The sequence below is a fragment of the Leifsonia sp. T36S-04 genome, assembly GCF_042465655.1.
Lineage (GTDB): Bacteria > Actinomycetota > Actinomycetes > Actinomycetales > Microbacteriaceae > Leifsonia.
This window is the reverse complement of sequence record NZ_CP146286.1, coordinates 2,724,558-2,738,024: the sequence shown is the minus strand read 5'-3', so window position 1 is coordinate 2,738,024 and position 13,467 is coordinate 2,724,558. Positions and strand designations below refer to the sequence as shown.

Genomic DNA, 13,467 nt, shown 5'->3' with positions numbered 1-13,467 from the left:
AGCACAGATGCAGCCGGTAAGCTTGTCAGGTTTCTCTTCGTGACAGCCGTAACCCCCACCGCTCAGACGGGGTCGGGCGTCTCCTCGGCCGCCGGCAGGTCCAGGCTGTAGTCCAGAGGGCGGTGGTCCGCGAACCCGCCGACGAGCGACTCGGTGTAGGTGAAGACGCTCGACACGGGCCAGGGCTCCGAGTCGCTCAGCAGATAGATATCGACCGACGGCATACCCGCCAGCGATGCCTCCCGGCGGATGCTCGCAGGCGGATGCTCCCGCTCGTCGGCGAACGTGTGCTCGAAATCGCGCCAGGGGTGCTGGGGATGCACGAAGGAGGCGCGCCAGGACTTGTCACTCATGGGTTCCCTCGGGATGGGATTGTCGGGTTGAGCACTGGTCTATCAGTCCGCTGCCGAGGGCCGCAGACCGGGTACGGCCTGTGGCTCATTTGAACGTTCGTTATGCGAACGGCCTGCGTGGGGGAGCGGTGCTCTGGCGCACGATGAGCTCCGGGACCGGGTAGTCGGTCAGCTCGGACGCGTCCTCACCTTCGATCTGCGACAGCAGCACGTCGATCGCGCGGGCGCCCAGCCAGCCGAAGTCCTGACGGATGGTGGTCAGGGGCGGCGCGAAGTGCTTGGCCTCGGGGATGTCGTCGAACCCGACGATGCTGAGGTCGCCAGGAACCGAGAGGCCGAGGTCGGCCGCCGCGTGCATGAGGCCCAGCGCCATCTGGTCGTTCGAGGCGAACACGGCCGTGAAATCCGGATGGTCGAGCAGGCGCAGACCGACCTCGTAACCCAGGTCCGGTGTCCAGTCGCCGAGAATGGGCGCGGTCGCCGGCAGGTCGTGATCGGACAGCTCGGCCAGGAACCCGTTCATCCGGTCCTCCGCCTCGCTCCAGTCCTGCGGCCCAGCGAGATGGCGGATGCGCGTATGGCCGAGCTCGATGAGGTGCCGGGTGGCGAGGCGTGCACCGGCCTCCTGGTCAAAGGCGGCGACCCGGGCGTCGCCCACGTCCTTCCAGTGCAGGCTCACGAACGGGACCCGGATCGCGACCCGTTTCAGTGCCTCGTGGGCACGCTGCTGCGGGGCGATCACGACGACGCCGTCGACGCCGTGGGCGGCGAAGGCGTCGAGCGCCTCGGAGATGGTGGCGTCGTCCTCCCGTGCCAGGGTGGCGGAGAGGATGGCGTAGCCGCGGGCGCGTGCCGCCTCGTCGATCGCCGTCGCCGCACTGAACGGGCCGTAGTGCGACCGTGCCGAGACCAGCAGCCCGATCGTCTGGGATCGGGAGGTGGCCAACGCGCGGGCCGCGCTGTTCGGCCGCCACGCGTTCTCCTCGATGACCTTGCGGACCTGCGCCTCGGTCGACGCCTTGATGTAGCGCTCGCCGTTCAGGACGCGCGAGACCGTCTGGCGGGACACTCCGGCCAGCCGGGCGATGTCCCGGATGGAGAGTGCGCGCTGTTCGTCGGGTCCGCGCTTGTCCATCGGTCCTGTCTCGTCGGCGGGAGCGGCGACTGTGCCGCTCTGAACGTTCTCATCATATTTTTCGGCGTGGCACTTGACTGCCAAGGCCTCCGCGTCATAGCGTCTAACCCGTTCTGGGACCGGTCACATATATCGCGTTCGGCCCAGCATACGACGAGGGAGTCGCTCATGTCAGCAGCCGGATCGCACAGCCGCGACGGCCACTGCACTGCCCCGTCCGACGCTGGATGCCGCACGCGTGACAGTTCCGAGCACGGCGAGTCCGTGCGCACTGGGCGCACCGGTCGCCCCACCGCTCGAAGGGAATCACAGTGAAATTCAGGAAAGTCGCACTGGCCGCCGCCGCACTCGGCGTCACGGTCGCACTCGCCGCATGCTCGGGAGGCGGCCGCGGAGGAGACGCGGGCGCAGGCTCCGGGGACAACAAGGGCGCGCTGGTCGGCGTCGCCATGCCGACCAAGGTGTCCGAGCGCTGGATCGCGGACGGCAACGCCGTGAAGTCGGACCTCGAGAAGAACGGCTACAAGGTCGACCTGGAGTACGCGAACAACGACATCCCGACCCAGGTGCAGCAGGTGAACACGATGATCACCAAGGGCGCCAAGGTGCTGATCATCGCCTCCATCGACGGAGGATCGCTGACCGACCAGCTCGACGCTGCCGCCAAGGCGGGCATCAAGGTGATCTCGTACGACCGGCTGCTCACCGGTGACAAGAACGTCGACTACTACGTCTCGTTCGACAACTACAAGGTCGGTGTCTACCAGGCCAACTCGCTCCTCACCGGGCTCGGCGTCCTCGACGCTGACGGCAAGCCGACCGGGCAGAAGGGCCCGTTCAACGTCGAGGTCTTCGCCGGCAGCCCGGACGACAACAACGCGACGTTCTTCTACAACGGCGCGATGGCGACCCTGAAGCCGTACCTCTCCGACGGCACGCTGGTCGTCAAGAGCGGACAGACGGACTTCAACCAGGTCGCGATCCAGCGCTGGGACCCGGCCACCGCTAAGGCCCGCATGCAGGACCTCGTCGCCAAGTCCTACTCCACGGGCGCCGCGGTGCAGGGCGTGCTGTCGCCCTACGACGGCCTCTCCGACGGCATCCTGAGCGCTCTGGAGGGTGCCGGCTACGGCTCGGGTGGCAAGAACCTGCCGATCATCACCGGTCAGGACGCCGAGGTCGCCAGCGTGAAGCAGATCATCGCGGGCACGCAGTACTCGACCATCTACAAGGACACCCGCCAGCTCGCCAACGAGGCGGCCAAGATGGCGGACGACCTGCTCTCCGGCAAGAAGCCCGAGGTGAACGACATCAAGAGCTACGACAACAAGGTGAAGGTCGTCCCGAGCTACCTGTTCCAGCCGGTCGTCGTCACCAAGGACAACTACCAGAAGGTCCTGGTCGACAGCGGCTACTACAAGGAATCCGACCTCAAGTAGGACGGCCCGACTCCTCGGGCGGGACGCGCACTCCGCGTCCCGCCCGGAAGTCATGCGAGCAAGGGAGACCATGGCCAACACGATTCTCGAGATGCGCAACATCTCGAAGTCCTTCCCCGGCGTCAAGGCGCTGCAGGATGTGTCGATCCGCGTCGAGGAGGGATCCGTCCACGCGATCTGCGGTGAGAACGGCGCGGGCAAGTCCACGCTGATGAAGGTGCTGTCGGGCGTGTACCCGCACGGCACGTTCGAGGGCGAGATCGTCGTGAACGGCGAGCCGCTCGAGTTCCGTTCGATCAACGACTCCGAGGCCGCCGGTATCGTCATCATCCACCAGGAGCTGGCGCTGTCGCCGTACCTCTCGATCGCCGAGAACATCTACCTCGGCAATGAGAGGCAGCGCCACGGCTTCATCGACTGGAACGAGACCAATCTCGAGGCGGCCAAGCTGCTCGCCCGGGTGGGGCTGCACGACAACCCGATCACCAAGATCAAGGACATCGGCGTCGGCAAGCAGCAGCTGGTGGAGATCGCGAAGGCGCTCTCCAAAGAGGTCAAGATCCTCATCCTCGACGAGCCGACGGCCGCGCTGAACGACGACGACTCGGCTCACCTGCTCGACCTGATCCGGCAGCTGCAGGCGCACGGCATCACGTCGATCATCATCAGCCACAAGCTGAACGAGATCAAAGCGATCGCCGACCGCGTCACGATCATCCGCGACGGCCGCACGATCGAGACGCTCGAGATGGGCAAGGAGGGCACGAGCGAGGAGCGCATCATCAAGGGGATGGTGGGCCGGGATGTTGCCAGCCGCTTCCCCGATCACGTGCCTCACATCGGCGAAGAGCTCCTCCGCGTCGAGAACTGGACCGTCCACCATCCACTCGACCGCAATCGCGTCGTCGTCGACGACGTGAACTTCACGGTGCGGGCGGGCGAGATCGTCGGGATCGCCGGACTGATGGGCGCCGGCCGAACCGAGCTCGCGATGAGCATCTTCGGACGCAGCTACGGCGTCGGGATCAGCGGGCAGGTGTACAAGCGCGGCAAGCCGATCTCGGTGAGCACGGTGTCCAAGGCGATCGACAACGGCATCGCCTACTCGACCGAGGACCGCAAGCACTTCGGGCTCAACCTGATCGACAACATCCAGCGCAACATCTCCATCGCGGCGCTCGACAAGCTCGTCAACTGGTTCAAGTTCGTCAACGAGCAGCGGGAATCGCTCGTGGCGGAGGAGTACCGGAGGTCGATGAACATCAAGACCCCGAATGTCCTGACGCTCACCGGGAAGCTCTCCGGCGGCAACCAGCAGAAGGTCGTGCTGTCGAAGTGGATGTACTCCGATCCGGAGGTCCTCATCCTCGACGAGCCGACCCGTGGCATCGACGTCGGAGCCAAGTACGAGATCTACACGATCATCGACCGGCTGGCGGACCAGGGGAAAGGCATCGTCGTCATCTCCTCGGAGCTCCCCGAACTGCTCGGGATCTGCGACCGCATCTACACCCTCAGCGAGGGCCGGATCACCGCCGACGTGCCGCGGGAGAAGGCCACTGCCGAATACCTCATGCAATTCATGACCCAGGAACGCGAGAAGAACTCCGCATGAAACCGCTTACGAAAGCCCTGAACTACCTGACCGGGCAGCTTCGCCAGATCGGTCTGTTCATCACCCTGATCGCGATCGTCGTGTTCTTCCAGATCGCGACGGGCGGCATCACGCTCGCACCGATCAACGTGTCGAACCTGATCGTGCAGAACAGCTACATCCTGATCCTGGCGATCGGAATGGTGATGGTGATCATCGCCGGGCACATCGACCTCTCGGTCGGAAGTGTCGTCGCCTTCATCGGCGCGATGGCCGGCGTGTTCATCTCGAACTGGCACCTGCCGTGGCCGCTCGCGATCGTGTTCTGCCTGGTGCTCGGAGCCCTGGTGGGTGCCTGGCAGGGGTTCTGGATCGCGTACTTCGGCATCCCCGCGTTCATCGTCACGCTGGCCGGCATGCTCGCCTTCCGCGGTGCGGCGCAGATCGCCCTCGGCAACCAGCAGATCTCGTTCTTCCCGAAGGAGTTCCGCGCGATCGGGTCGGGCTTCCTCCCCGCCTTCGGGACGACCGGGTACGAGCCGCTGACCATGATCCTCGGCGCGCTCGCGAGCATCGCGATCCTCGCCAACGGGATCCGTCAGCGGGCGGTCCGCCGCAAGTACGACCTCGAGGACGAGCCGCTGTGGTGGTTCATCATCAAGCTCGCGTTCCTGGTGCTCCTCGTGCTGGTCATGACCGTGCTGCTCGCCAGCTACAACGGGACGCCGATCGTGCTGATCATCCTCGCCGTGCTGGTGGTGGGGTACTCGGCGGTCATGAACCGCTCGGTGTTCGGCCGCCACATCTACGCCATCGGTGGCAACCTCCAGGCCGCGGCGCTGTCGGGCGTCAAGACCAAGCGGGTGACGTTCCTGCTCTTCGTCAACATGGGCGTGCTGTCGGCCGTGGCCGGCCTGGTGTTCACCGCCGGGCTCAACCTGGCCAGTCCCAGCGCTGGCAACGGCTTCGAGTTGGATGCGATCTCCGCGGTGTTCATCGGCGGCGCGGCGGTGACCGGCGGTATCGGCACCGTCACCGGCGCGATCATCGGTGGTCTGATCATCGGTGTGCTGAACAACGGCATGTCGATCCTCGGCATCGACAGCGACTACCAGCTGCTCATCAAGGGACTGGTGCTGCTGGCGGCCGTCGCGTTCGACGTCTACAACAAGCGCCGCTCGGTCGGCGTCTGATCCGGTGCGCCGGCCGGGGCTACCAGTGCGCCCCGGTCGGCGCTACTCTCCGCATGGAGGGTGATAGCCATGACGTTCCGTGAACTGCATTACGCTGACCGCCCCCTCCTGTTGCCCAATGCGTGGGATGTCGGCTCGGCGCTCGGGTTCGTGGCGGCCGGTTTCCCGGCGGTCGGGACGACCAGTTTCGGCGTCAACGCGTCCACGGGGCGCCCGGACGCGGAGGGCGCGAGCCGGGAAGCGACGGTCGCGCTGGTTCGTGCGCTGGCGGTTTTGCCGGTGCACGTGACGGCTGACATCGAGGACGGCTACAGCGACGATCCGGTGGCGGTGGCGGAGTTCATCGCCGGGCTCGGGGCTGACGGGGTGAACCTGGAGGACTCTGCAGGCGCACGGCTGGTCGACCCGGCCGTCCCGTCCGCCAAGATCGCCGCGATCAAGCGGGCGGCACCGGACGTCTTCGTCAACGCGCGCATCGACTCGTACTGGTTCCACGAGGACGACACCGTCCCGGCGGTGCTGGAACGGGCGAGGGTCTATGCCGACGCCGGGGCCGACGGCATCTTCGTCCCCGGCGCGACCGATCCGGCGACGCTGGAGGAGCTGGCCACGGCCATCCCGTTGCCGCTGAACGTGCTCGTGGTGCCCGGCCTCACGCTCGACGACCTGCAGGCACTCGGGGTGCGGAGGGTCAGCACGGGATCGCTGCCGTACCGCGTCGCCATCGATGCGGCCGTGGCCGTCGCCGAGGCGGTCCGGGATGGACGCGAGGTGCCGACCGCGACCTCGTACGCTGAATCGCAGCGCCGCCTCGTCGAGTTCGCCCGGGCCGCCGACGTGCGCCCCGCCTCCCGTTAGGATGGTCGCGTCCGGCGGTCTCGAACCGCCGATGCTCGAAAAATGGGCACGAAGCCGCCGTGGGCCGCGGTAGGCGAGACATATACGGAATCGCCCCTCCGTCCGTCTCGAAAGGCTCTGCCATGCCCTCCGTCTCCGCACACGTCGCCGCCACCCTCGCTCGCCACGTCGACCACGTCTTCGGGGTGATGGGCAACGGCAACGCCCACTTCCTCGACGCGCTGGTGCGCCAGAACGGCGGCGAGTACTGCGCGATGCGTCACGAGGCGGGCGCGGTCGTCGCCGCCGACGCGTACTTCCGGGCCTCCGGGCGGCTCGCCGCCGCCACAGCGACCTACGGCGCCGGCTTCACCAACACGCTCACGGCCCTCGCGGAGGCCGTGCAGGCGCACATCCCCCTGATCCTCGTCGTCGGAGACGAGCCCACCTCGGGTCCCCGCCCGTGGGACGTCGACCAGATCGCGCTCGCCGCGGCTGTCGGCGCCCGCACCTACACGGTCGGCCGGGCGGATGCGGCGGCCACGACGGCCATCGCTGTCGAGCACGCGTTGACCTACCGGCTGCCGACCGTGATCGCGATCCCGTACGACGTGGCCACGCGCGACGCAGGGCCGGTACCGGAAGCGCCCGAGCCCGTGCTGCCCGCGCCGCAGGCCCCGAGCGATCCGTTCTCGCAGGGCGCCATCGATGCGGCGGCATCCGCGCTCGCCGGGGCGCAGCGGCCGTTCCTGCTGGCCGGTCGAGGGGCGTGGCTCTCCGGCGCGGGCGAGGCGCTCGGCGCGCTCGCCGACGCGACCGGCGCGCTCACCGCCTCCACGGCCCTGGGTCGCGGCGTCTTCCCCGACGAGCGCTACGACCTCGGCGTGACCGGAGGCTTCGGGGCCGAGGGCGCGATGGAGCTCGTCCGGGCGGCCGACGTCGCCGTCGTGTTCGGTGCGTCGCTCAACCAGTTCACGATGCGGTTCGGCGAGCTGTTCGCGCCCGGCACGCGCATCATCCAGGTGGACACGCGCCCCGCTGCGACGCACCCGCACGTCGGTTCGTACCTGCGCGGGGATGCGCGGCTGGTGGCCGAGGCCCTGGTGACGCGGTTGGCGGCCGCCGCGGCCACCCCGTCCGGATGGCGGGAGTCGCTCGACCTCGATCCGCATCGAGCGCATCCGCGTGGGGACGGCCTGGCGGCCGACGGGAGGCTGGACCCCCGAACGGCGGCCGCCCGCATCGGGGAGCTGCTGCCGGAGGACCGCGTCGTCGTCTCCGACGGCGGCCACTTCATCGGCTGGGCGAACATGTACTGGCCGGTGGCGTCACCCGACCGGATGATCATGGTCGGGACGGCGTACCAGTCGATCGGTCTGGGCTGGCCCAGCGTCCCGGGCGCCGCGCTCGCGCATCCCGAATCCACCATCGTGCTGACCACGGGCGACGGCGGCGGACTGATGGCGCTCGCGGACCTGGAGTCGGCGGTCCGGGTCGCAGGCGGGCGCGGGCTCGCCGTGGTCTGGAACGACGCGGCGTACGGCGCGGAGGTGCACCTGTACGGACGGAAGGGACTCGCGCAGGGGCCGATGCGCATCCCGGAGGTCGACTTCGCCGCCCTCGGCCGCGCGGTCGGGGCGGAGGGCGTCGTCGTCCGGACGCCCGAGGACCTGGACGCACTCGCCGAGTGGACCGCTCGCCCCGCCGCGGAGCGCCCCTTCCTGGTGCTCGACCTCCGCATCTCGGGCGACGTCGTCGCCCCCTACCAGCACGAAATCATCCGCATCAACTCCTGACCCGCCAGCTCGCCCTCCTCCTCCCGCGTCCCGATCTCCCCGAAGTGCACCTAGTGGCGGCTATTCCGCCGCTTTTGCGACCACTACGTGCACCTCGAGGCCAAGGGGAGGCGGAGGGGGAGGGGAGGGGGGGAGCGGGAAGGGGGAGGGGGTTAGAGGCCGCGGGCGAGGCGGTAGTAGGCGGCGTTCCAGTCCAGCTCGCGGCGGATGTCGCGGAGGCTCGTCGACTCGTCGATGATGAGGAGCTCGGTGCGGGCGATACGGGCGAAGTCCGCGAACGTCTCGACGCCGACAGCCGTGCTCATCACGGTGTGGTGGGCGGCCCCGGCCTCCAGCCACGCCGTTGCGGACGTGGTGAAGTCGGGCGCGGGCTTCCACACCGCGCGGCCCACCGGCAGCTTCGGCAGCGGAGCGGTCGGCTCGACCACCTCCACGACGTTCGCCACGAGGCGGAAGCGGTCGCGCATGTCCGAGAGGGCGACCACGACGGCCGGGCCCGGGTCGGCGGTGAAGACGAGTCGCACCGGGTCGTCCTTGCCGCCGATGCCGAGAGGATGCACCTCGAGCGACGGCTTCGCGCTCGTCAGCGAGGGGGCCACCTCGAGCATGTGGGCGCCGAGGATGCGCTCGTCGCCGGGCGTGAGGTCGTACGTGTAGTCCTCCATGAGGGATGCGCCGCCCGGGAGGCCCGCACCCATCACGTTTGCTGCGCGCACCAGGATCGCGGTCTTCCAGTCGCCCTCGGCGCCGAAGCCGTAGCCCTCGGCCATCAGGCGCTGCACCGCGAGACCGGGGAGCTGCTTGAGCGCTCCGAGGTCTTCGAAGCTCGTGGTGAAGGCACCGAAGCCGCCCTCCTCCAGGAACGACCGCAGACCGAGTTCGATGGCGGCACCATCGCGCAGCGACTGGTGGCGCTCGCCGCCGCGGCGCAGCTCGGGGACGACGTCGTACAGTTCCTCGTACTCGGCGACCAGCGCATCCACGTCGGTCTCCGAGGCGGCGGCCACGGCCTCCGCGAGCTCGTTGACGCCCCAGGTGTTCACCTGCACGCCGAAGACCAGCTCGGCCTCGGTCTTGTCGCCCTCGGTCACCGCGACGAAGCGCATGTTGTCGCCGAACCGGGCGAGCTTCAGGGATCGGGTGGCGGCCCATCCGGCGGCGGCGCGCATCCACGTGCCGATCCGGGCGGTGACGACCGGGTTGCTCACGTGCCCGACGACCGTCGTGCGCGGGACGCTGAGACGGGTCTGGATGTACCCGAACTCGCGGTCGCCGTGGGCCGCCTGGTTCAGGTTCATGAAGTCGAAGTCGATCTCGCCCCACGGGAGCTCGACGTTCGCCTGCGTGTGGAAGTGGAGGAGCGGCTTCTGCAGCGCGTCGAGCCCTGCGATCCACATCTTCGCGGGGCTGAAGGTGTGCATCCACGCCACCAGGCCGATCACCGCGTCGTCGGCGTTCGCCTCGAGCATCGTCCGCCGGATGGCGTCGGAGTCGGTGAGCACCGGCTTCCACACCACGCGCACCGGGACGTCCGCGGCAGCGCCCAGCTCGTCGGCGATGGCGCGCGACTGGTCGGCGACTTGCGCGAGGGTCTCCGGGCCGTAGAGGTGCTGGCTTCCCGTGAGGAACCAGACCTCGTAGTGGTCGAGGGAGGTGGTGAGCTTGGGCATCAGGAGAGGGGTCCTTCCGGCTTCTGTCCGTAGACGTTCTGGTAGCGGTCGAAGAGGCGGTCGATGGCCTCCGCGGGAATGGGGACGAGCGGTCCGCCCTGGCGGGCGATGTGGACGGTGCGGGCGACATCCTCGGCCATGACGGCGGCCTTGACGGCGTCGCGTGCGTTCGTTCCGATGGTGAAGACCCCGTGGTTCTGCATCAGCACGGCGCGGCTGCGGTGTCCGTCGAGGGTGTCGACGATCCCGCGCCCGATGGAGTCGTCGCCGATGATAGCGAAGGGCCCGACCGGGATCTCGCCGCCGAACTCGTCCGCCATCGCGGTGATCACGCACGGGATGGGTTCGGCACGCGCCGCCCAGGCGGTGGCGTAGGTGGAGTGGGTATGGACGACACCGCCCACCTCCGGCAGCGCGCGGTACACGTACGCGTGCGCCGCGGTGTCGGAGGAGGGCGAGCGGTCGCTCCCGATCGATCCGGGGACCACCTCTCCGTCCAGAGTGCAGAGGATCATGTTCTCCGGAGCCAGGTCGTCGTAGTCGACCCCGCTCGGCTTGATGACGAAGAGGTCCTCGCCGGGAACGCGCTCGGAGACGTTGCCGCCGGTCCAGACCACGAGTCCGTACCGCACCAGCTCGCCGTGCAGCGCAGCCACACGCTCCCGAACAGCGCGGACGGCGGGGGTTTCGAGGTCGGTCGTCATGCCGAGGCTCCTTCCACGGGGATGGCGTCGATCGCGGCGCGCTCGACGGAGAGCCCGGCCTCGTATCGCTGGAGAAACTGTGCGAAGCCCGCGACGTCAGCGGGGTGCGGGTTCGTGGTCTCGAAGGCGAAGCCGCCGAAGACCCGGTGGCGGAGGTATTCGTCGAGACCGGCGCCGTCGGGGGAGTCGCCCTCGGCGGTGAGGTAGGCCGCGAGCACGGCGACGCCCCACGCACCTCCCTCTGAGGCGGTGTCGGCGACGGACACCGGCGCGACCAGGGCTGCGGCGAGGAAGCGCTGGGCGACTCCGGCGGTCCGGAACATGCCGCCGTGGGCGAACATCCGGTCGAGCGCGACGCCCTCGTCATGCAGGACGCGCATCCCGAGCGCCAACGTGCCGAACACGCTGTAGAGCTGCGCGCGCACGAAGTTGGCGAGGGTCAGCCGGCTGTCGGGCGTGCGGAGGACGAGGGGACGGCCCTCGGCGAGCCCGGCGATCGGCTCCCCGGCGAGGTGGTTGTAGGCGAGCAGGCCGCCCGCGTCCGCGTCACCGTCGAGCGCCTCGCGGAACAGGATGTCGTACACGGCATCCGCGGTGAGCGGGCCACCGGCGGCCTCGGCGAACCGGCCGAACAGTCCGGCCCACGCAGCGAGCTCGCTCGCGCCGTTGTTGCAGTGCACCATGGCGACCAGATCACCGGCGGGCGTGGTGACGAGGTCGAGTTCGTGGTGCACGGTGGCCAGGGGGCGTTCGAGCACGACCATCGCGAAGATGCTCGTGCCGGCGGAGACGTTGCCGGTCCGCGGAGCGACGGATGCCGTCGCGACCATGCCCGTCCCGGCGTCGCCCTCCGGCGGGCAGAACGGGATTCCCGGCTGCAGCGCGCCGCTCGGGTCGAGCAGCGCGGCTCCGTCCGGCGTCAACGTGCCCGCGGCCTGCCCGGCGACGAGGACGTCGGGCAGCAGCGCGGGCAGATCGATACCGTCCGCGCTCGGGAGTGCGGCGTAGCGGTTCAGGAGGTCGGCATCGTAGGTCTTGGTCGCCGGGTCGATCGGGAACATGCCCGACGCATCCCCGACGCCGAGGACGTTGCGTCCGGTCAGCCGCCGGTGCACGTAACCGGCCAGCGTGGTGATCGAGTCGAGGTGCGGGACGTGCGGCTCGGCGTCGATCACGGCCTGGTGCAGGTGGGCGATCGACCAGCGGAGCGGGATGTTGACCCCGAACGCGTCGGTCAGCTCAGCGGCCGCGGGACCGGTGTTCGTGTTGCGCCACGTCCGGAACGGGACGAGGAGCTCGCCCGCCGCGTCGAACGCCAGGTAGCCGTGCATCATCGCGGAGACGCCGATGGCGCCGAAGGTCGCGGGCTTCACGCCGTGCCGTCGCTCGGCATCCGCGAGGAGCCCGGCGTACGCGGTCTGGAGTCCGGACCACACGGAGTCGAGCGAGTAGGTCCAGAGCCGATCGACGTACTCGTTCTCCCAGTCGTGGGAGCCGACGGCCAGCACGGTGCCCGGGTCGTCCGCATCCACTAGGCAGGCCTTGATGCGGGTCGACCCGAACTCGATACCGAGGGCAGTGCGTCCTGTCGCGATCGTGTCGGCAGGGCGCGTTTCCGGCGCGGTCATACAGCTCCTCACGTCATTGTGACCGGTCACATTCGAGTCGAGCTTACGCGATGACACTGCTCCGGTGTCAAGCGGTCGCCGGGATCAGGTGGAGGCCCGGAGCACCAGCTCGGGAGCCACGGGGGCGTCGAACTCCAGGTCCGTCCCCTCGATCTCGGCGATCAGCCGTGCGACGCAGCGGCGGCCGAGCTCGGCGAAATCCTGCCGGACCGTCGTCAACGGCGGCGTGAGGAACGCGGCCTCCGGGATGTCGTCGAAACCGACCACGGCGAGGTCGTCCGGGATCGACCGCCCCGCCTGACCTGCCGCGAACATCGCCCCGAGCGCCATCTGGTCGTTCGACGAGAACAGCGCAGTGATCGTCGGGTCGGCGACCAGGTTCGCGCCGATCCGTGCGCCGGAGGCCGCGGTCCAGTCGCCGTCCCGCGAGACGACGGGATCGGCACCCGCCGCCTCCATCTCCCGCAAGAAGCCTTCGCGGCGCGCGCGGGCCTCCGACCAGTCGCCGGGGCCGCTCAGGTGCGCGATGCGCACGTGCCCGCGCTCGAGCAGGTGGCGGGTCGCGAGCCGCGCCCCCTCGAACTGGTCGACGAAGACTCCGTGGTCCCCAGCCGTCCCTGCTCCGTGCAGCGTGATCGACGGGACGCGGAGGGACACCGCGTCCATCGCATCCTGGATCCGCTGTTGCGGCGCGACGACGACGACGCCCTCGACGGCCTGCGCGCTCAGCTGCTCCAGCGCCGCCTCGACCGCGGCGGTATCCAGCGAGGCCGCATGCGCCACGGTGACGAAGTAGCCGGCGTCGCGGGCGGCCTTCTCGATCGCGTCGATGCTCGACGCGGGGCCGAACAGCGAGGACGGCGAAGCGACGAGGACGCCGATGGTCGTCGACCGTGAGGTGGTCAGCATACGGGCGGCGCGGTTGGGGCGGAAGCTCAGCTGCTCCATCGCCGCGAGCACACGCTCGCGCGTCTCCGGCCGGATGCTGGGGTGGTCGTTGAGGACGCGGGACACGGTCTGGCGGGACACCCCCGCCGCAGCGGCGACCTCGCGCACCCCGGGCGCCCGCCCCTGCTCATCCACAAGCACACTGTAGGGGATGCAGTGGTGGGGCCTCG

Annotated in this window: 11 protein-coding genes; 5 read left to right on the top strand and 6 right to left on the bottom strand. The window is 69.2% G+C overall.

Annotation, left to right across the window (positions count from 1 at the left end):
• Positions 1 to 62: 62 nt before the first annotated feature.
• Entirely contained in the window at positions 63 to 353 is a 291-nt protein-coding gene (locus tag P3F85_RS13255) for a hypothetical protein (protein WP_374008177.1), read from the bottom strand.
• Between the two features lie 100 nt (positions 354 to 453).
• Positions 454 to 1,488: a LacI family DNA-binding transcriptional regulator gene (locus P3F85_RS13250; protein ID WP_374008176.1), complete on the bottom strand. Its 1,035-nt coding sequence runs from the start codon at positions 1,486 to 1,488 to the stop codon at positions 454 to 456.
• 311 nt (positions 1,489 to 1,799) lie between these two features.
• Here P3F85_RS13250 and chvE point away from each other — a divergent pair, with 311 nt between their 5' ends.
• The 5 genes from chvE (at position 1,800) to P3F85_RS13225 (ending at position 8,347) form a co-directional block, all read left to right on the top strand.
• Complete coding sequence (gene chvE / locus P3F85_RS13245; protein WP_374008174.1) at positions 1,800 to 2,927, top strand: multiple monosaccharide ABC transporter substrate-binding protein; 1,128 nt, start codon at positions 1,800 to 1,802, stop codon at positions 2,925 to 2,927.
• A gap of 70 nt (positions 2,928 to 2,997) precedes the next feature.
• Positions 2,998 to 4,542 carry a multiple monosaccharide ABC transporter ATP-binding protein gene (mmsA, locus tag P3F85_RS13240; protein WP_374008172.1) on the top strand — a complete coding sequence of 515 codons (1,545 nt, stop codon included), beginning with the start codon at positions 2,998 to 3,000 and terminating at the stop codon, positions 4,540 to 4,542.
• Entirely contained in the window at positions 4,539 to 5,714 is a 1,176-nt protein-coding gene (gene mmsB, locus P3F85_RS13235; RefSeq protein ID WP_374008171.1) for a multiple monosaccharide ABC transporter permease, read from the top strand. The genes mmsA and mmsB overlap by 4 nt, the downstream gene beginning before the upstream one ends.
• Positions 5,715 to 5,783: 69 nt before the next feature.
• On the top strand, positions 5,784 to 6,572 hold the full coding sequence (locus P3F85_RS13230) for an isocitrate lyase/phosphoenolpyruvate mutase family protein (RefSeq protein ID WP_374008170.1): 789 nt from the start codon (positions 5,784 to 5,786) through the stop codon (positions 6,570 to 6,572).
• Positions 6,573 to 6,694: 122 nt separating this feature from the next.
• Entirely contained in the window at positions 6,695 to 8,347 is a 1,653-nt protein-coding gene (locus tag P3F85_RS13225; protein WP_374008168.1) for a thiamine pyrophosphate-binding protein, read from the top strand.
• Between the two features lie 152 nt (positions 8,348 to 8,499).
• Here P3F85_RS13225 and araA read toward each other — a convergent pair whose 3' ends face one another.
• The 4 genes from araA to P3F85_RS13205 all read right to left on the bottom strand — a co-directional run bounded on the left by araA (position 8,500) and on the right by P3F85_RS13205 (position 13,432).
• Positions 8,500 to 10,017 carry an L-arabinose isomerase gene (gene araA / locus P3F85_RS13220; protein WP_374008167.1) on the bottom strand — a complete coding sequence of 506 codons (1,518 nt, stop codon included), beginning with the start codon at positions 10,015 to 10,017 and terminating at the stop codon, positions 8,500 to 8,502.
• Positions 10,017 to 10,721: an L-ribulose-5-phosphate 4-epimerase gene (locus P3F85_RS13215; protein WP_374008165.1), complete on the bottom strand. Its 705-nt coding sequence runs from the start codon at positions 10,719 to 10,721 to the stop codon at positions 10,017 to 10,019. Before P3F85_RS13215 ends, araA begins: the two co-directional genes overlap by 1 nt.
• Positions 10,718 to 12,349: a xylulokinase gene (locus P3F85_RS13210; protein WP_374008163.1), complete on the bottom strand. Its 1,632-nt coding sequence runs from the start codon at positions 12,347 to 12,349 to the stop codon at positions 10,718 to 10,720. The genes P3F85_RS13215 and P3F85_RS13210 overlap by 4 nt, the downstream gene beginning before the upstream one ends.
• An 84-nt stretch (positions 12,350 to 12,433) precedes the next feature.
• On the bottom strand, positions 12,434 to 13,432 hold the full coding sequence (locus tag P3F85_RS13205; protein ID WP_374008161.1) for a LacI family DNA-binding transcriptional regulator: 999 nt from the start codon (positions 13,430 to 13,432) through the stop codon (positions 12,434 to 12,436).
• Positions 13,433 to 13,467 lie beyond the last annotated feature (35 nt).

Excerpts from the sequence above, each read along its gene's own strand:
- P3F85_RS13255 (WP_374008177.1), bottom strand. The coding sequence starts at position 353 with ATGAGTGACAAGTCCTGGCGCGCCTCCTTCGTGCATCCCCAGCACCCC.
- P3F85_RS13250 (WP_374008176.1), bottom strand. The coding sequence starts at position 1,488 with ATGGACAAGCGCGGACCCGACGAACAGCGCGCACTCTCCATCCGGGAC.
- mmsA (WP_374008172.1), top strand. The coding sequence starts at position 2,998 with ATGGCCAACACGATTCTCGAGATGCGCAACATCTCGAAGTCCTTCCCC.
- mmsB (WP_374008171.1), top strand. The coding sequence starts at position 4,539 with ATGAAACCGCTTACGAAAGCCCTGAACTACCTGACCGGGCAGCTTCGC.
- P3F85_RS13230 (WP_374008170.1), top strand. The coding sequence starts at position 5,784 with ATGACGTTCCGTGAACTGCATTACGCTGACCGCCCCCTCCTGTTGCCC.
- P3F85_RS13225 (WP_374008168.1), top strand. The coding sequence starts at position 6,695 with ATGCCCTCCGTCTCCGCACACGTCGCCGCCACCCTCGCTCGCCACGTC.
- araA (WP_374008167.1), bottom strand. The coding sequence starts at position 10,017 with ATGCCCAAGCTCACCACCTCCCTCGACCACTACGAGGTCTGGTTCCTC.
- P3F85_RS13215 (WP_374008165.1), bottom strand. The coding sequence starts at position 10,721 with ATGACGACCGACCTCGAAACCCCCGCCGTCCGCGCTGTTCGGGAGCGT.
- P3F85_RS13210 (WP_374008163.1), bottom strand. The coding sequence starts at position 12,349 with ATGACCGCGCCGGAAACGCGCCCTGCCGACACGATCGCGACAGGACGC.